This window comes from Gorillibacterium sp. CAU 1737 (assembly GCF_039888655.1).
GTDB lineage: Bacteria > Bacillota > Bacilli > Paenibacillales > NBRC-103111 > Gorillibacterium.
Window position 1 is genome coordinate 504797 of sequence record NZ_JBDQQO010000001.1, and the last position, 17447, is coordinate 522243.

24 protein-coding genes are annotated in these 17447 nt (G+C 49.6%); 20 read left to right on the forward strand and 4 right to left on the reverse strand.

Annotated features, from left to right (window positions below; translation table 11 throughout):
• Positions 1 to 108: 108 nt before the first annotated feature.
• On the reverse strand, positions 109 to 1152 hold the full coding sequence (locus AAFN83_RS02310; RefSeq protein WP_347766734.1) for a HAMP domain-containing sensor histidine kinase: 1044 nt from the start codon (positions 1150 to 1152) through the stop codon (positions 109 to 111).
• A complete protein-coding gene (locus tag AAFN83_RS02315) occupies positions 1149 to 1823 on the reverse strand; it encodes a response regulator transcription factor (protein ID WP_347766735.1) in 675 nt (224 codons plus the stop codon). Before AAFN83_RS02315 ends, AAFN83_RS02310 begins: the two co-directional genes overlap by 4 nt.
• A gap of 187 nt (positions 1824 to 2010) precedes the next feature.
• Here AAFN83_RS02315 and AAFN83_RS02320 point away from each other — a divergent pair, with 187 nt between their 5' ends.
• The 11 genes from AAFN83_RS02320 to AAFN83_RS02365 all read left to right on the forward strand — a co-directional run bounded on the left by AAFN83_RS02320 (position 2011) and on the right by AAFN83_RS02365 (position 10317).
• A complete protein-coding gene (locus AAFN83_RS02320; protein ID WP_347766736.1) occupies positions 2011 to 2640 on the forward strand; it encodes a class I SAM-dependent methyltransferase in 630 nt (209 codons plus the stop codon).
• Positions 2641 to 2664: 24 nt separating this feature from the next.
• Positions 2665 to 3210, forward strand: coding sequence for a hypothetical protein (locus AAFN83_RS02325; RefSeq protein WP_347766737.1), 546 nt, complete (start codon positions 2665 to 2667; stop codon positions 3208 to 3210).
• Between the two features lie 70 nt (positions 3211 to 3280).
• The gene (locus AAFN83_RS02330; protein WP_347766738.1) at positions 3281 to 3817 is read left to right on the forward strand and encodes a GNAT family N-acetyltransferase; all 537 of its coding nucleotides are present in this window, start codon (positions 3281 to 3283) and stop codon (positions 3815 to 3817) included.
• Between the two features lie 11 nt (positions 3818 to 3828).
• Entirely contained in the window at positions 3829 to 4269 is a 441-nt protein-coding gene (locus AAFN83_RS02335; protein WP_347766739.1) for a hypothetical protein, read from the forward strand.
• Positions 4270 to 4312: 43 nt separating this feature from the next.
• Positions 4313 to 5083: an HAD-IIB family hydrolase gene (locus AAFN83_RS02340; RefSeq protein WP_347766740.1), complete on the forward strand. Its 771-nt coding sequence runs from the start codon at positions 4313 to 4315 to the stop codon at positions 5081 to 5083.
• Positions 5084 to 5662: 579 nt separating this feature from the next.
• Positions 5663 to 6199, forward strand: a complete 537-nt coding sequence (locus AAFN83_RS02345; RefSeq protein WP_347766742.1) for an NADPH-dependent FMN reductase — start codon at positions 5663 to 5665, stop codon at positions 6197 to 6199.
• Between the two features lie 143 nt (positions 6200 to 6342).
• On the forward strand, positions 6343 to 6768 hold the full coding sequence (locus AAFN83_RS02350; protein WP_347766743.1) for an NUDIX hydrolase: 426 nt from the start codon (positions 6343 to 6345) through the stop codon (positions 6766 to 6768).
• 34 nt (positions 6769 to 6802) lie between these two features.
• Complete coding sequence (locus AAFN83_RS02355; RefSeq protein WP_347766744.1) at positions 6803 to 7303, forward strand: cysteine hydrolase family protein; 501 nt, start codon at positions 6803 to 6805, stop codon at positions 7301 to 7303.
• 43 nt (positions 7304 to 7346) lie between these two features.
• Positions 7347 to 7844, forward strand: coding sequence for a DUF2569 domain-containing protein (locus tag AAFN83_RS22100; protein ID WP_481810470.1), 498 nt, complete (start codon positions 7347 to 7349; stop codon positions 7842 to 7844).
• Between the two features lie 38 nt (positions 7845 to 7882).
• A complete protein-coding gene (locus AAFN83_RS02360) occupies positions 7883 to 8116 on the forward strand; it encodes a hypothetical protein (protein ID WP_347766745.1) in 234 nt (77 codons plus the stop codon).
• 266 nt (positions 8117 to 8382) lie between these two features.
• The gene (locus tag AAFN83_RS02365; protein WP_347766747.1) at positions 8383 to 10317 is read left to right on the forward strand and encodes an FAD-binding protein; all 1935 of its coding nucleotides are present in this window, start codon (positions 8383 to 8385) and stop codon (positions 10315 to 10317) included.
• Between the two features lie 24 nt (positions 10318 to 10341).
• Here the strand turns inward: AAFN83_RS02365 and AAFN83_RS02370 are convergent, their stop codons facing one another.
• Positions 10342 to 11244 carry a LysR family transcriptional regulator gene (locus AAFN83_RS02370; RefSeq protein ID WP_347766749.1) on the reverse strand — a complete coding sequence of 301 codons (903 nt, stop codon included), beginning with the start codon at positions 11242 to 11244 and terminating at the stop codon, positions 10342 to 10344.
• A gap of 246 nt (positions 11245 to 11490) precedes the next feature.
• On the opposite strand from AAFN83_RS02370, the gene AAFN83_RS02375 reads away from it, so the two are divergent.
• The 9 genes from AAFN83_RS02375 to AAFN83_RS02415 all read left to right on the forward strand — a co-directional run bounded on the left by AAFN83_RS02375 (position 11491) and on the right by AAFN83_RS02415 (position 16275).
• Positions 11491 to 11907: a hypothetical protein gene (locus AAFN83_RS02375; RefSeq protein ID WP_347766750.1), complete on the forward strand. Its 417-nt coding sequence runs from the start codon at positions 11491 to 11493 to the stop codon at positions 11905 to 11907.
• A 56-nt stretch (positions 11908 to 11963) separates the two neighbouring features.
• Positions 11964 to 12611, forward strand: a complete 648-nt coding sequence (locus AAFN83_RS02380; protein ID WP_347766752.1) for an HAD family hydrolase — start codon at positions 11964 to 11966, stop codon at positions 12609 to 12611.
• A 377-nt stretch (positions 12612 to 12988) separates the two neighbouring features.
• Positions 12989 to 13237, forward strand: coding sequence for a hypothetical protein (locus AAFN83_RS02385; protein ID WP_347766753.1), 249 nt, complete (start codon positions 12989 to 12991; stop codon positions 13235 to 13237).
• Positions 13238 to 13333: 96 nt separating this feature from the next.
• Entirely contained in the window at positions 13334 to 13678 is a 345-nt protein-coding gene (locus AAFN83_RS02390) for a hypothetical protein (RefSeq protein WP_347766754.1), read from the forward strand.
• A 40-nt stretch (positions 13679 to 13718) separates the two neighbouring features.
• The gene (locus AAFN83_RS02395; protein ID WP_347766755.1) at positions 13719 to 13994 is read left to right on the forward strand and encodes a hypothetical protein; all 276 of its coding nucleotides are present in this window, start codon (positions 13719 to 13721) and stop codon (positions 13992 to 13994) included.
• Between the two features lie 360 nt (positions 13995 to 14354).
• Positions 14355 to 14798 (forward strand): hypothetical protein, encoded by a 444-nt coding sequence (locus AAFN83_RS02400; RefSeq protein ID WP_347766756.1) that lies wholly within the window; start codon positions 14355 to 14357, stop codon positions 14796 to 14798.
• A gap of 618 nt (positions 14799 to 15416) precedes the next feature.
• Complete coding sequence (locus tag AAFN83_RS02405) at positions 15417 to 15554, forward strand: hypothetical protein (RefSeq protein WP_347766757.1); 138 nt, start codon at positions 15417 to 15419, stop codon at positions 15552 to 15554.
• Positions 15555 to 15583: 29 nt separating this feature from the next.
• A complete protein-coding gene (locus tag AAFN83_RS02410; RefSeq protein ID WP_347766759.1) occupies positions 15584 to 15859 on the forward strand; it encodes a hypothetical protein in 276 nt (91 codons plus the stop codon).
• Positions 15860 to 15864: 5 nt separating this feature from the next.
• Positions 15865 to 16275 carry a DUF4259 domain-containing protein gene (locus AAFN83_RS02415; RefSeq protein WP_347766760.1) on the forward strand — a complete coding sequence of 137 codons (411 nt, stop codon included), beginning with the start codon at positions 15865 to 15867 and terminating at the stop codon, positions 16273 to 16275.
• Positions 16276 to 16362: 87 nt separating this feature from the next.
• Here the strand turns inward: AAFN83_RS02415 and AAFN83_RS02420 are convergent, their stop codons facing one another.
• Positions 16363 to 17226 carry an AraC family transcriptional regulator gene (locus tag AAFN83_RS02420; protein ID WP_347766761.1) on the reverse strand — a complete coding sequence of 288 codons (864 nt, stop codon included), beginning with the start codon at positions 17224 to 17226 and terminating at the stop codon, positions 16363 to 16365.
• Positions 17227 to 17447: the final 221 nt, after the last annotated feature.

Consider the following 17447-nt stretch of genomic DNA (forward strand, 5'->3'; position numbering starts at 1 on the left):
CTTTGTGGGTTGATGCTTGTATCGTACCGAAGCAACATAAACTGAACGTTAACTTTTCTGAAAAAGAAAAAGCCTTGAAAAAACCTCGCGGTTCTTCCAAAGCTCGGGTTATCCTTCAAAAGGCAGAGTGACGATGAATGTGGTTCCCCCGGAGGGCTCGCTCTCACAGGTGATCTTCCCGCCGTGCAGGTTCACGATTCGCTGCACAATGGTTAGGCCGAGCCCGTTGCCCGCTGTCGAGTGGGAGGTGTTCCCCTGATAGAATTTATCGAAGATTCGGGGGATGGCTTCCGGAACAATCCCGGTACCGGTATCGCGGAATACCAATTCGAGAAATCCTTCGGCACGCTTCATCTCAATGGTTATCGTTCCATGCTCGGGTGTGAACTTAATCGCATTGTCCAGCAGATTGAGCCAGACCTGGTTGAGCAGCTTTTTGTTGCCGGATACGGAATAGTCATGGAGATTGAGCTGGAGCACCAGATGCTTTTTTTCCATCTTGGCGGTCAGCAGCAGCACGCACTGACGGATCTGCTCTCCGACGTTCACCTTTTGCTTATCCGTCAGGATGGATTGAGTCTCAATCTTCGAAAGCTCCAGCACATTGGAAGCTAACGAGGCGAGCCGGGCGGATTCCTCAATGACGATATCGAGGTATTCATCCCGTTCTTCCTTAGTGAGATCATCATTTTTTAGAATTTCGGCAAAGCCTTTGATGGAGACAATGGGGGTCTTAAATTCATGGGAGAAATTGTTGACGAAGTCGGTGCGCAAAATCTCGATGCCGCCAAGTTCTTCGGCCAATCGGTTAAAGTTCTCGGATAAAATCCGGTATTCGGGTGGATTCTTCAAATGCAAGCGCGTGGAAAAATCGCCGGCTGCCAGTCGCTTGATCGCTTCGATGAATTCGCGTACGGATTTAACCATTCTGCGGCTGGCAAACCCGGATATCGTGGTACCGATGATGATACAGGAGATCAAAATAAGGACGGTCAGTACGGTTCCGTCATCATCGAATAGACCCAAAACATGCACCGGAAAGAACAGCATGCCGGTAATCACAACGGTACTAAGGAAAATAATAAAAACCATAAATGAAAACAGAACTGATAACGTAATTTTTTCTTTGATCCAAATCGCCAGTCTGCTCATGGATTTCGTACCGCCTTGTACCCGAGGCTGCGGACGGAGACCAGCTCGAACTCGGGGTATCCTTCAAACCGCTTCCGCAGGCGGTTGATATGCACGTTGACTGTGGTATCGCTGCTTTCGCTATCCATTCCCCAAATCTCATCCATCAGTTGGATGCGGGTGAAGATGCGATCCGGATAGGACAGCAGCTTGTACAGCAGATAAAATTCCTTTTGCGGAAGGGTCTGCTTCTCCTCACCTCGCGTAACCGTCAAAGCATCATAATCCAGAACCACCTGGCCGACAACCAGCTTGCGGGCGCTGGCAATCTGGGTGCGGCGAAGCAGAGCGTGAATCCGAAGCAGCATTTCCTCGGTATCGATCGGCTTGGTCATATAATCGTCAGTTCCGAGCCGGAAGCCTTTCTTCTTATCCTCTGGCAGAAGCTTGGCTGTAGCCATCAGAATGGGAATCTGGCTTCCGGCATCCTGAAGTTCCTTGGCAAACTCATACCCGTCCATGTTTGGCATCATTATATCCAGGAGGATGAGGTCAATATGCTGTTGCTCAAGCATGTCCAAAGCCTGAACCCCATCTTCAGCGGTAGAAACCAGGTAGCCCTCGCGCTTCAGCACGGCTTCAAACAATCTTCTGGTATGCCGGTCGTCTTCTACAACTAGAATATGGATCATCGGGCTCACTCCATTGGGTTGGTCTATGCACAACCTTATCATAACCATCCTGAAATGGATTAGGCAAGAAAGGGACGGAGTGGTCATTTGTTATAGTCTCAACTTACAAAAAGATGGTAATATGGAGGTCAAAATGAACTCTTTCAGTTAAAGAAAGTGCTACATGCTATAACACAGGAGGAACCAAATGACCCTTCACGAAAAGATCAAACTCTGGGAACGGGAAGAAGGAGCCAAGCTATTCCATGACCTCGGGTTACCGAAGGATGCGGTTATTCTGGATTACGGGTGTGGCTTTGGCCATTACACGTTTGCTGCTTCAAGATTTTTAGGGGGAACCCAAGGGAAGGTTTATGCGGTTGATATCAACAAGGTTTGTCTGAATTGGGTTGCTCAAACCGCTCAAGAAGAGGGACTAGCCAATATTCAGACCGCGAAGGGGAATGCCGAGTATAGGTTGGAATTCCCCGATCAATCCTTGGACATGCTCCTGTGCTATGATATCCTGCATGGAGAAGGAGACCATCGATTCCGGCTGTACGAAGAAGCGAGGAGAACCCTTAAGCCGGGAGGAATCCTGTCCATTCTGCCTTTTCATTTGTCCAATTTCCGAGATCGGGACGGCAAGAAAAAGACCTACACCTATCCAAAGCTCGTGTCCGAGGCAAACGAATACGGATTCGGTGAAATGGAAGCCATGCCGATCGGCATTCATTTCGAAAAGGTTCATAGCAAATACTATATCCACAAAGGCGGAGTAGAGTTCGAAGCCTTGGAGACAGCGAAGATAGTAAACTTGAAGAAGAAGGAATCGTAGCACACGAAAGAGCGAGGTGCTTCAATGGGCTTGGATTATCGATTTGTCACCGTCATTCCCAATGAACATAGAGAACGAATGTATGAGTACATAAAGAACAATGGAGCTCTATTCGATAGCGGTTGTACGGTCATTCACTTTCCGATGGACTCTTTTATCCTGAAATATCTTGAAGGCGGGTATGATTGGAAGCCGCATTATGATCAAGAAGAGATCGAAAAACACATTGAGCCTGACGGTAAAGCCAGCATTGGTTGCATCTACATCAAGGAGCGAGAACAACCAGGCGGTGAGTTGGAAGTATCCCTTACGGCGGCAACCACGGATATGAGTCTGCTGTTCAGAGATTCCTTTTCTATATCCAAATGGTTTGTGCAAATGAGCATCGAACTGAACTCGATTCTAACCTACTTGGACAAAGAAGATGACGGGGTACGGATCCTGTTTTATCAAGGCGCTCCTGTTCAATTGGATCTTAGCAGCGACACTCATCTAGGAAACTTACGAGATCGGTTCCTTCCCTTGGTTCAGGATTTCGCTCGTCGTTATGAGCATTTTGAGGATAGATGAAACTTCGGATTATAAAGAATTCACTCGCCACTTGAGCAGGGTGTGAAGGAAGAGATGGAGGGTAGGCACAATGGAGAGGGCGCCTGAGTTTGATTTGGTTCTAGTCGAACCGCAAGAAGCATACAAAGAAGCATTCCTTCGGATGGTAGAGGAATATCGAGCCGCTGGTGAAGTGGAATGCTTCAACCGGTACAAAGAAGCGCCAACCGATTTTGACGGATACCTTCAAAAGCTGAAGGAGCAACGAAAGCACTGGGAAGGATGGGTTCCTACTCATTCCTACTGGTTGCAGGATGCAGGCAGGATTGCAGGGGTGACAAGAATCCGGCCCGTGTTAACGCTTGATGAAGCGAGGCTGTATGCGGGACATATCGGCTATGACATCGCTCCATTGTCCAGAAAAAAAGGCTATGGCTCTGTTCTGCTTGGGTTAGCATTGGAAAAAGCTCGACTTCTTCAACGGGATAAGGTTTTGCTCACGTGCGACGTCGGCAATACGGGGTCGCAAAAAATTATTGAGAAACACGGTGGAATTCTGGAATCCGTGGTCGTGATGCCGGAGACGAATAAGGAGCTCCGTCGCTATTGGATCACGCTTGCCATGTAGGAGGAGAGAGGATGGAGCAACAATGGAAAATCATACATCCCTGGGGGAAGCTGACGATTGGTTCTATGCTCATTCTTAGTGGATTGCTGTCGATGAACCTAGCGCGAATTTCGAGTCCTGTCGGGCAAATCGCTGTAGGTGTTTTGCTCCTCATTCCCTGCATCAGTACGGTAATTAATGTAAGGAGAATCCTTGCAAAGCGTCAAATACGATTGGGTGAAACGCACATGATCTCTACGAGAGCGAAGCGATATGAGGCGTCGCAACTGGAAGCGATCTACATGACCCCTTTCAAGATAGGGGTAAAGGTGAAGGGGAAAAGGCTAGTCCCTATGGATTTATGCTTTTATTTTGACAATGATCACGAATTTTTGGGGAAACAGGCATTAAGGGCCTGGGCGAAACAGAATGGCATTCCGGTTTCTAACCAATCATTCGTTATGTGGTGGTAGCAAGCATAGCTTTGCCGATTATTCCGACATCAGGAGGTACATCATGCGCTTTGTGTTCGACTTGGACGGAACGATTGTCTTTCAAGGGAGGCCGATCGCCGCGATCATCCAGGAAGCTCTCGATGACCTGCTTGCCCAGGGGCATGAGGTGATCTTTGCCTCAGCGCGGCCGATTCGAGACATGCTTCCCGTCATTCCAGAACGCTATCATTCCCTTCCGATGATAGGGGGAAATGGCTCATTCGTGATGCAAAATCGGACGAATCGGTTTGTGGCTACCTTCCCGGATGAGCAGCTTAAGGCCATTTTGCTTCTTATGGAGCAGTACCAGTGCACGTACTTGATTGACGGCGAATGGGACTACGCCTTTACGGGAGTGCCGGATCATCCGATTCGGAACAACGTGGATCCTCTTCGCTTGGCCAAACAGGTTCCGATCGAAGCTCTCGGAACGATGGTTAAGATTCTTATCTTGTCCAGCCTGGACATGGAGGCGCTGTACGAGCAGTTGACTCCCTTTGATATTGTGATTCATCGACATGGGAAAGAGAATGTACTCGATATCAGCCCGACGGGGATTCACAAGTGGAGCTCGCCGCAAAAGCTTGGCGTGATGCCTAAAGGGTTTGTTGCCTTCGGAAATGATGCCAACGATATTGCCATGTTCCAGCATGCCATCCATTCGGTGAGGATCGGCGGTCACGAAGACCTTGCGCTTCATTCAACGGAGACTGTTGAGCTGTCAGGAGAGGTTGAGCAGGTGATTGCGGCGAAGATCAACGAGCTATCCCGTTACTACTCGAATCTGGAGTAAGCGCAACGGACGAGCGGGAGGGAGAAACAACGATTGTCTCAATTTTACTATTTGGCTTCAACCCGAGAACTGCCGGGCGGAGCATTCGGTCGAAGGGGCAGTAAAATGACGCTTGGAGAATGGGTGAAGCTCCATCCCACCGAGATGGATAGCTTTGGGCTTCAGGCATGCATGGAACAGGCAGGCTGGGAGAACAGATGGATGGAGATTTATGAGACGGAGTTGGACGCGGCGGGATCGGGGACTTGTCGGCATTTGCCTCGGAAGTCCCCTTCGATTGGCAGGACGGACAATACCTGCGGATCAAGAAAAACGAATAGGATGCCGATTCGAAGAGCACCTTTAAAGAGAGCCCTTGTCAGAGAAGAGACAAGCTCTCGTTAAAGGTGCTTTCCGCATGTACGAAATAAATATGTTACATACTTAAAGTTAGCCACTTGACAAAAGAAACTAAATTACTTATGATAACATCATAACAAACAACAAGAACACGCAACACAAGATTGATATGAAGGTGGTTAAACCATGAGTTGGTTCAAGACATTATTCGGCGGCAAACCCGCCCAGGAGGAAAAGACCATGACGAAATTGAACATCGGGATTATTTTGGGAAGCACTCGGGAAGGCCGCGTTAGCCCGCAAGTCGGAGCTTGGGTAAAGAGCATCGCCGACAAGCGCGGAGACGCCAACTACGAAATCGTCGACATTGCCGACTACAAGCTGCCGCTTCTTGGTGAGGCGGATGCTCCTGGAGCTGGAGCGTGGAATGAGAAGCTTGCCAGCTTGGACGGATTCGTCTTCATCGTTCAAGAGTACAACCACAGCATCTCCGCTTCTTTGAAGAATGCTCTTGATTATGCCCGCGAAGCCTGGAACAACAAGGCTGCCGGCATTGTCAGCTACGGCTCGGTTGGCGGCGCTCGCGCTGCTGAGCATCTGCGAGGCATCCTTGGTGAGCTTTCCGTTGCAGACGTACGCGTGCATCCTGCGCTTTCCCTCTTCACTGATTTTGAGAATGGCACGACGTTCAAGCCGGCAGATCTTCATCTGACGAACGTGAACGGCATGCTGGATCAAGTTCTGGCCTGGAGCGGTGCCCTGAAGCCCCTTCGTTAAGCGAAGATAAACCTCATTGCTCATCAAAATCGAACAAGAAAGCTGTAAAGTCCCTTTGACTTTACAGCTTTTTTCTTTTTTATGTGCAACTTTGTCGACAAATGCTAAAATGGGGAAAGCTGGAATAGAGGAGTGGATAGCGGTTGGAGGTTCGGTTTTATGAACGAGAAGAAGTTTCGGATGACCGGGTGAAATTTGCGGTCATCGTTGCATTCGAAGAAGAACACGGGATTTTTGTAAGGCACAACAATCGAAGCACGTGGGAAATCCCGGGGGGAAGACGGGAACCGTTTGAGTCGATTGAAGAAACCGCTGAAAGGGAATTGTACGAAGAGACGGGAGCCGTGTCCTATTCCATTCGACCCGTTTGTCTCTATTCGGTGAAGCGAGATGAGAACGATGAATCCTTTGGGGCGCTGTTTTACGCAACGATTCAAGAACGCGGCCCCATTCCGGCGGAAAGTGAAATCGGGGAATGCATCCGATCGAAATCGCTTCCTGATGCGTTAACCTATCCCGAGATTCAACCCTTTTTACATAAGAAAGTTACGCAACATTTGGGCATCTAGCGAAAAAGAGAATGAAGTGGAAGGAGAGAAAACCATGAAGATTGCTCTATTGATTGTGGACCTGCAGCCGGTGTATCTGGAGGAAGAACCTCTCGAAGCGAGCGTCTTGAACAGCGCGTGCATGTACATCAATTACGTTGCCAACTTGCTTCGTTCGAATGGCCAGCCGGTCTTTCATATCCAAGACATCCAGGATCGAACCGAAGAGAACAAGCATCGGTATGAGGTCATCCCGGACATCGTTATCCATCCCGAAGATCGGAGGGTGACCAAGGTTTATTCGAATGCATTTTGGAAGACGGAACTGGAGAAGGAGCTTCGGGAGCTGAAGGTGGGCATGGTGATTGTGGCGGGCTTCGCGGCGGAGCATTGCGTTCTCTTTACCTACAATGGAGCGATGGAGCGGGATTTCAAAGCGGCCATTCTCCAAAATGGAATCCTGAGCACTAAACAAGAGGTAATTCCGGCGACTTACCGTGATCGGAACCTAATCTCGTACCCGGTCATCGAGCACTTGATTGCAAACGAACAATAATCCGTGAGAGTACAGAAGGGAATGCTGTCCATTGGAACGTCAAATGATAGTTGAAGGAAATGGAATCACTCACCAACCCGTGGGGATCCAAGGATTGGGGGGGTGGTTGGTTTTGATTCAAATCCACCTTTACCTAGCCCTACTGGAGTTTATGGTCTATTGGGTTCAAACCCCCGTCCTAGAAACGATAGACCTATGGAGTTTCATTCCTTCAAAAGGCTCTGCGGACTACGAACCGTTTTTAAAGCCGATGCTTATTTTTGAACCTACCGCTAATCTCCTCATGTTTCTCTTTAGTGCGTTCATTCTGTTTCAATTTTATCGGAAAAAGTCCGTTTTGCCGCGCTTGATGATTGCTTTTTACTGCCTTAGTCTCACGGTGGTTGTCCTCGACTTTTTCTTGGTCCTCCAGATCCCCAGCCTAGTAGAGTCTCTTGGTGGAGACTTAATCAAAACGATGGTGAGATCCACAGCGGCTTGTGCAATATGGATTCCTTACTTCTTGAAGTCCGTGAGAGTTAAAAATACCTTTGTAAGGTAGGACTTGAATGAGAGCTGCGAGGTAAGTGAGGTGAAGGAATGAAAAAATGGGGTTGGGTTGTAGGAATCGTCCTGCTGGCTGCGGCTACCTTGCTTGAAGCTGGTGATGTGACATTGCAATTAAGCAACAAGGAAAGCTCACTCGCTAACCAGAGCGGAAGCCATAGCGGAACCTTAGCCTTTCAAGAGAATGAGAAGAATCAAGTGTTGGATTTGCTCACTTCTGGCAAACAGGCAAAAGGGAGCTTCCGCATCACGTTGGAGCGGAAATGAGTAGATCGAATCCCTAAAGACTAGGTGCATGTTCAATCCATCATGGATAGAGGACCGACATGTCTAATTGACATTCGGTCCGTTTTCTTTTTAACAATGAATATGGATTCCTGCCAAGGCCATAACAAAATGGTTATGGCGAAGATACCAAACACGTATTAGGCAACCCTCCCACCTTCGGGCAAAATGGAAAACAGATTCGACAATATGTGATTTATTTCCCATAGTTGAATCGAAAACAGCAGGAATTAGGGAGGAAGCAAGCAATGAAAGGCTTTACGAAATGGAGAAGAGTAATCAGTTTGGTTCTGGCGTCATCCTTGTTGTTGTCGGCCTGTAACAGCGACACGACCAAGGAAGCAGGTGAAGAGAGTCCGACGGCTGGACAGGTCAGTCCATCCGTTGCGCCGAGCAGCGCGCCTGTGCAGCAGTACAAAGAAGGGACTTATACCGGAATCGGAAAGGGAAAAAACGGAGAGGTCAAGGTAGAGGTTACCTTCTCCAAAAATAAGATTGAATCCGTCGTCATCCAAGGGGAGAACGGGGAAACCAAAGGCATCAGCGACGCGGCACTGGAGCGGATCCCCGCACAGATCGTCGATCAGCAAAGCCTGGCGATCGACTCCGTGGCTGGAGCAAGCATGACGAGCAACGCCATTTTGGAGGCGGTTGCAGCGGCCGTGCAGGAAGCGGGCGGAGACGTTACGCAGCTGAAGGCAGCAGGTCATGCGGAGAAATCCACGGCGGTCGAAGAGCTGACCACGGACGTGGTCATCATCGGAGCGGGTGCGGGTGGCATGACCGGTGCGATGGAAGCAGCGCGCAGCGGATTGAAGGTCATCGTGCTGGAAAAAGGGGCCAGCGTTGCCGTCAGCAACGGTGCGATGGCAGGCGGGCCGGTAGCCGTCGGTTCGCGGATTCAGAAGGAAGCAGGCGAAACCTTCACGGTGGACGACGTGTTTAACCGAATGATGGAGTATTCCTCCTCGACGGTCAATGCGTCTCTTGTGCGTCAGGCGCTGGAGATTTCCGGAGAAACCATCGACATCTTTGAAGGCTTGGGCATGGCCATTTCGCTTCGAGAGGATAACTTCGGCGTGGGGTATCGCCCGCGGATGAAATTCGAGAAGAAGGGCCTCGACCGCATGGGGCTGGTCCAGAAGGACATTGAAGCCAACGGAGGACAATTCCTGTTCGAAACCACTGGCAAGCAGGTTCTGATCGAGAACGGCAAGGCCGTGGGTGTCGAAGCGGAAAAAGCGGATGGAACCAAGGTGACGGTTCACGCCAAAGCCGTCATTATGGCAACCGGAGGATATTTGGGCAACGATGAGTTGATGAAGGAGCATTTTGGCGGCGTCAAGGTCAATCCGCTCGGGTCCACGCTGAGTGTCGGCGAGGGAATGGACATGGTGGTGAAGGCGGGCGGCATGTTGGATAACAACTTCGGGATTGTCGCGAACGAATTCTCCGGGTCGAATGAAGCGAGCGGTCCATGGAAAAAGGACGCGAACCAGGCGCTCAATCTCGGGGTATACGGAACGCTGCTGGTTAACCGTGAAGGAAACCGTTTCAACAACGAAGGGCTGATCGCCAAGGAACCGTTGTCGACCGGCGGTGAAATTACGCTGCGCGAAGGACTGTACTACGCGGTAGTGGATCAGGCTTATATCGACGGTCTCAAGACAAAGGGCGTCTATCAATATATCGGCAGCCCTGCAAGCTGGATCTACGGCAAGAAAACACTGGACGGACGCAAGCTGGAGAACCTGGATGCGGGTATCGAACAAGCCATTGCTCAAGGCTGGGGCGTGAAAGCCAATACGTTGGAGGAAGCCGCGGCGGCGTTTAAGCTGACGAACCTGAACGATACGGTGCAGGCTTATAACGAAATGGCCAAAAAAGGCGTAGACTCTCAATTTGGCAAGGACAAAGCCTTCCTGCAGCCGATTGGCAAAGGTCCTTATTACGTATTCGAGTATCAGCCCAGCGCCTGGTGTACGATCGGCGGGGTGCGTGTCGATGACCATTTGCGTGCGCTAGATACGAATCATGCGCCTATTCAAGGCCTGTATGTAGCGGGCGTTGATGCAGGCAGCTTGTATTCCAATCCTTACTATGATATCGAAGGCGCTGCATTTTCGCTCGCGCTGAACTCCGGCCGCTTGGCCGCGATGAACATCGCCAAGGATCTGAAGTAATCGGCCAGCGTGGAGATAGCGGAGTCAACCTGGAAGCTGGAGTTCCCGGCATACCAGCTCGACGAAGGTACGGGCAGCCAAGCTGGAGTAGGCCTGCGGATTGGTGACGATGGAGATGGTAAATTCGGGTGTCTTCTCCTTAAGCGAGAAGTAAACGAGATGATGCGGGTTGTTCTCCTTGTCAATCATCGTTTCGTGGAGGAACATCACCCCAAAGCCTTTCGCCACCAAAGCCTTGGCCGTTTCACTGTTTTTGCAATTGAGCAGCACGTTGTACGTTAATTGTGCGTCTTGAAAGAATTGCTCGAGCCGTTCTCGAAACATGGTTCCGGGAATGTTGGAGACGAATTGCTCGTTCGCCAAATCGGTAACGGATAGCAGCCGCTGCGGGAATTGATTCACGAAGGGATGGTTCTCGCCGGTGGCCAGCTTGTAGACCTGATTGAGCACAGGCGTATGCTGCAGTCCGCTATCCTGCGGCCTGGAGGAAGTAAAGCCAACATCCAGGCGGCCTCGGGCCAATAGTTGCTCGATCTCGGCAGGCAGCAATTCGAGAAGCTCAAGTTCAATATTCGGATGCAGCCGATGAAAAGTCGGTAGAATCAGAGGCAGGATGTAGGAGCCGAGGCTGAACGGACAGCCGATGCTTACCTTCCCTGCCTCTAATTCTTTTGTATCCTGCAGCCTGCGTTCCAGCTGGTTTTGCAGATCGATCACCTTTCGAGCGTGGTCTATGTACAGCTTTCCTTCGTAGGTCAATTGCAGAGGAGACACCGAGCGGTCGAATAGCTTGACCCCGAGATTCTTTTCAATGCTGGAGATCAAGGCGCTTAAGTATGGCTGGGCGACAAACAGCTTTTGCGCCGCCTTGGTGATGTTTTGTTCTTCTGCTATGGTGCACAGGTAGTGGAGCTTGCGTATGTTCAAGGGGGAATGACCTCTTTCGCCGGTAAGGTTCGTTATACACTAGCATTATAAGCCATAGGATGATTTCTGAATGTGATCGATAATGACATTTCGGAGAGGAGCGCTTCGTTACCTAAAAAAAGACGATGAGGCTTCCACTCTATGCCAGCGAAAGGTATACTTGGAGAAGATGACTCGCACAACACACGACCCGGCCTAAGATAAGCGCTATCTATGGCGGGGTCTTTTTAATGGAGGAGGATCAACATGAAGAGCAAAGGATTTTTAGCCTTAACCGCTGTCGCCATTGTAATCATCGCCATTTTGGTAAACCCTTTTGCAACAAAAAAAGTGAAGGTTGAGCAAGTCACCTTGGAACAAGTAGAGGACATTGGACTGAGGAACTTGATCGGGATGTTAACCGAACCGAATGTTTATTTCTTCGAGACGGATTCATCGGTTATTCTGTACTCCACTATGGGGAAATCCGGCCTTTATACTTATCCAACAGCCGATATTAAGCTGAAGGGGAAAAGGCTGGTTGTCGATATTACGAGTAACCAGAAAACCGCACTCACGAAAGAAGGACTCCTCGTGAAGATGGATTTGAAATCCTTGCCAGAAGACATATCCGTGCGTTTCTTGGGAGGAAATGTACCCAACTACCAGGTTTTCAAGCCGTAAAGAGTGAACGATTGGGTAGGGGAAATCTCGTTCGAACAGGAAAGGGGGAAATCGAATTGAGGCCAAAAGCCATCTTGTTTGACTTTGACGGGACGCTTGCCGACACCCTTCCGGTATGCTTCTATTCGTTTCAAAAGGTCTTTGGCAAGTATGACAATCGAACCTTGTCCCATGAAGAAATCATACAGATGTTCGGTCCATCCGAGGTGGGAATCATCCAGCAAAACCTTGCGTGCAAAGACCTGATAAGTGAAGCAATTGAGGACTACTACCTATTCTATGAGCAAGAACACGAGACGCTTGTCAGCACGAATGAGGATATCAACGGGCTGCTCGCCCTTACCCGCAGCATGGGGATTCGGACAGGAGTCGTCACAGGAAAGGCCCGAAGAAGCTATGAACGGTCCGTAATGCATCTCTTCGCGCATCATGGTTTCGATGTTTCGGTAACGGGTGATGATGTCGCAGTCCCGAAGCCGGATCCAGAAGGCATTCGAAAAGCGCTGTATGCCTTGGAGTGTTCGCCTCAGGAGGCATTATTTGTTGGTGACAGCAACGCGGATATCGAGGCGGGAAAACGGGCTAACGTACGAACGGTTGGCGTCAATCGGCTGGGTCATTCGCATGGCAGGGACTTCTTGATCAAACCCGATTATGAATTTTCGAGGGTATCGGAATTCATTCATGTCCTGCTTAATCATTGAGATCGAATGAATATGGTCAACTTTCGGGAATAAGGAGTTGAATCAGTTTGGGTGTAAAAGAAATCTTGGATACGTATGGCATAGCAATCCCCGATCCCATCGTGTCTAAACTGGACGCGCACGTTATGGATCAAGCCAAGAACTCCTTTTTCTTCCGCATGATGAGTCAAGGGGAGATCCGGGAGCTATTGCATTTCTGAATAGCGTTGACCTTTACGAAGGCATTTTTCCATTGTGGACAGATGACCAATCCAACTACGTTGGATTTTATCACCAAGGCCCATTGAGTTTGCTACCTGAACCATGAAGAGACCGATCTTTCACCCGGTTATCGAAGTCTCGAATCCTTCATTCAGGATTTGATGAGGAATCCCGGCTTGGACTGGGATGAACGGAGATGCCAATATCTATTCAGCTTGATGGCCTTAACCCCTTATGAGGACCTGGATTCGCTGCTCATCTATTTAGAGGATGAAGATATGTTTGTTCAGGAAAGAGCCTGTGAGATCGTGGGTCACCATCGCTATGAACCGGCTCGCGAGAAGCTTAACTGGGTTGCAGCAGAGGGAACGCATAACGGAAAACTGGCGGCGAAGAAAGCCCTCGCGAAAATGAGAAGGATGTAGATCATCTGTGCCTGTTTGGAATTTGCCGATCCTCGAAATCGAAATCTGCCTACCGCTCTTTATCGAAAAGATCGGGAATGTAAAGGAGCGGACTCAATGCTTCGTTTTGGTAAAGCCAAGAAAACCTGTTCAACTTGTGAATCGTATTCGGATGATTTCCTAACCCTCGATTATTCCCGGGCGTTTTCACTTATGAAGCAGCTTGTGGAGCAGGGGGCGGTTACCTTTTACGCGGGAAGTTGTCCATTAGACACGTTGGAGGTTCATTTAGAGCGGGAAGACCTCTTTACGATCCAGCACTATTTTAAGTGCGGCTGCGGCAGGTTCTATTTTACCGGGTATTGCGTTCGAGGAAGACCGATCGTGAAGATACTGGATTCTCTCCCGGACAATCTCTTGACCCTTTCCGGCCATTATGGCGCCTATTTTGGAAAAGCCTGAATGAGGTTATCATAAAAATAGTTGGAAGGTAATCCCAACCATGGCCATATGCATTGAATTCGAATTGGTGGAAGTGAACGGCTCCACGGCCCGTTATCGCTTTGGAGAGTGTTGTAAGGAACTGACGGCTCTATTTGAAGTCGATCTTGAAAAACTGCTGAGCGGAGAGACCTCATGGGATTCCCCGATGGATAAGGTAGTCGTTCTGCTAAACGATGGAGACCGTCAATCCATGGCGAATCGAGCCTTCAGCAAGATATTCAAGCATTACAAGGAGACAGGTGAGTACTTGTCCAAAGGAGGGTATTACGCTTAACAGGATGGAACACGAAAAATTGATTCGAGATATCGAGAGTCTACTCATTTTAAGTACCCTAAGGAATAGAAAAGTGTATGATTACCAACCCATGAGTGTTTCTCAGATTCACAACTGCCTTTTAAGAGTTATGCAGGAATCGGATGAAGGCATGGTCAAGCAAGCGATCGATTCCTTGCTTTCAAAGGGGCACCTTCTAGAGACAAACGGACGATTTGAGCCTAGCATGGGACTTCGCTTTTATTACAATGAAATTCTGGAGCCCGGGGACGAGGATCTTCGTACCGTGCACTTTATTAAGCGAAGGATGGAACAGCTGGAGACCACCGTGCACATTCCACCTGTCAGGAGGTAGAAACGATGAAGAGGGGGCTCATCCTCATATGCTGCGTGGCATTCCTTCTAGCGCCTCATCAACTTGCTTCCGCAAAGTGGGCTAGTTCCTTCGTGGTTTACGCTGGGGATCTTTACGAAGTTCTTGACGAACCCGTTTCTATTCAAGAGATTAATCAGAAGATAGGAGAGGTAACCCGATACTCCACTCACGAGGGAACCTATTCGGGAAATTTCTCCAACGTCTATCCAAAGGGAACCCCGTACTATTCGATGCATAAGCGAGATCCCAAGGAGGCGATTGCCGTCCAAGTAAAAGAGAATGCTTACCTCCTGGCGATCAACCAAGGCCACTATGACAATGACCGCCTTGAGATTCCAACACCTACGGCCATTGTTATCCTGATCGGAGTATTCCTTGTCTTGGTTCTACTGTTTAGAGGACGTAAGAAAAGCTGGAGGTATAGGTGATTCCATCTGTTGCCTCCCGGACCTTATGGGCTTCGGGCTGAAATCCGTTCGGTTGGTAAAGCCTTCTTACATATCAAATCGGGCAATCACACGTACACCAACCACTATTCTTGCCCGCGCTGTCATGCTTCTATGCCGGAGAAGCCTCTACAGGATCTTGATCCAAGCGGGGGAATCGATTGCCCGGATTGCAGCAGCACGGACAAGCTAGACGTTTCCTTCTATATGGATTGGGATTAGAGCGTGTATGCAAACCCCATCTAGGGCATTAGCAGCAGAGGAGTGAAGACGTTGATTTCTCCAGGTTTCTTGACGGAACGGGATGTTGAGGATTTTCGCGGGCACTTCTCCAGGTATCCTTACTGCCACCTTGTGCGCAGTGGGGTGAGCCATCTGGATGAGAACACGAGGCTGTTATCTGAGGAAGAAATCGAAAGTGTAATCAAGGGCTTTATGGAATCCTCGTATCCTATTGTTTGTTACGCCGGCAGCAAAAGCCGGGAACGTTTTTTTGATTACCACAGCGCTTTGAGGATCGATAACAGCGGAAACGAGGCCCTTCTCTATGAATTTCTTGTTCAAGAGCCCAGGCAGGAGACGATGATAAGGGGATTGAACATGGCGTCCTTTGTCCTTGCGACGAGAGGGATTCAGCGGATTCGGGTTCCTTTTCATCTGGGAGAAAGATGGAGCTGGAATGATGAGCTGCAGATCGAAGCGGTGGACGATCACCATTCGATACTGAGCAGACGATAATCACGAATCTGAAAATAAGGGGGGATTTCGTGTTTGAGGTTGAAATCGAGCATGCCTTCCGTATTACCGGAAGGGGCTATGTGATAGTCGGAGAAGTGCTTGCAAGAGAAACCGTGTTGCGGAATGGTGACTTCCTTCGGATTCGAGAAAATGAAGAGCAGACCGTCCAGGTTAAGGCCATCGAGATGGTCAATTTCGGGAGCAGGACCCCCACCTTCAATAAAATAGGGCTGTTCGTGGGCCTTTCCGAAGAGGAATCGAAAGCTTTGGTGGGAAAACATCTGTACAAAAACGAGGAGGAGTAAGACTTATGGGAGCATGGGGACATGGAAACTTCGACAATGATACGGTTCTGGATTGGGTCGCCGATCTCACGCAAGAACCGGGCTTGACTCTCCTAACGGAAGCCATTGAGGCGGTTTTGGAGGATGTGGAGCTGGATGCGGATACGGCTTCTATCGGGTTAGGAGCCATTGAGGTTCTGGCTGCGCTGCAGGATCGGCCATGGAAGGATCAATATGAGGATGAAGAACTTACGGATTGGATAAAGGAACATAACCAGCAAGGGGCTCACCTGTTGGAGAAAGCTCAAGCCTCCTTAAGAAAAATCCGGGAAGAGTCGGAACTCAAGGAATTGTGGGAAGAAAGTGACCACTATGAGGATTGGGTGGACACGATCAAGGAGTTGGAAGACAGACTTAAAGGGTCGTCTGGAGAGTAAGAACGAATCGAGCCTACAAGCCCGAAAGCTTCTGCCGTCCGCCATCAGGCGGCGTCTGGAGCTTTCGGGCTTGTTGTTGGTTAAACGTTACTTTGATTTCGGGATTACCGGGAGCCAAACCTCAGTGCGATAATCGGGCGCGCTGGAATCGCCGGGAGCGTACAGCTCAAGATCCGGGGCATCGGCGTATTCGAAGCCGGAGCTGGGAAGCCATTCGGTGATGATTCGTTTTTGCAGCTCCTGCATGGCATGCGGGAGGGGGCCGATACATTCGAACACGGCCCATGTGGCGGAGGGGATGAGGGTTTCGCTCATGCCCTCGGGTACCGGTTGATTGGTTGGCGCTGCCAGGTAATAGTCCAATTCTGTTTTGCCGACGGGAATGCTCGCGCCAAGCAAGCCGAAGGGCGGTTGATTGATAAGAGACGCAATCGCCGGAATGCTCCCGTTTTGACCGGCTTCCTGCCAGAGCTGGGGGATCTGGACGAGGTTTTCCTCCACTTGCAGGTTCATCCGCTTTTTGATGCCGACAATGCGAAAAGCTTCCTTCTTTTCCATACGGTACTGCATGTCTGCCACTCCTTTTACGGTTAGGGTGAATCGGAGGGGAGGGTATGATGTCAAGGAGATGCCTTCACTCCGGGCCAGGGAAGGCGCAACACCATGCACGCTTTTGAATGCCCGATTGAACGCAGTAGGAGACTCGTACCCGTACTTTAGAGCCAGGTCGACGATCTTCTCCTCGCCGGTCACAAGATCGAACGCTGCCAGGGTCATCCTTCTGCGGCGCAGATACTCGGACAGCGGTACGCCCGCCAAACAGGTAAACATCCGTTGATAATGATACACGGAGCAGCAAGCGATTGCGGCTGCACCTTCGTAATCTATTTCTTTGACCAAGTTCTCTTCCAGATAAACAAGAGAGTCATTGAACCGCTCTATCCATTCCATTCCATCCACTCCTTGAAGGTAAATGTACCATCGGTCGAAAGGCCTGTCCTCTCCGTTTCTGTGCAAAAAATGCGAGGACAGGAAGAGAATAGCAAGTCTCTACGATTCATATTGTAACATTTTTCCTTTGATTTAAAGGTGTGATTTGTTGGCTAATGGGAGGGGCTTGCAATTACCATCGTTATATCGTAATATTGCGATATAACGATGTTAAAGGGAAG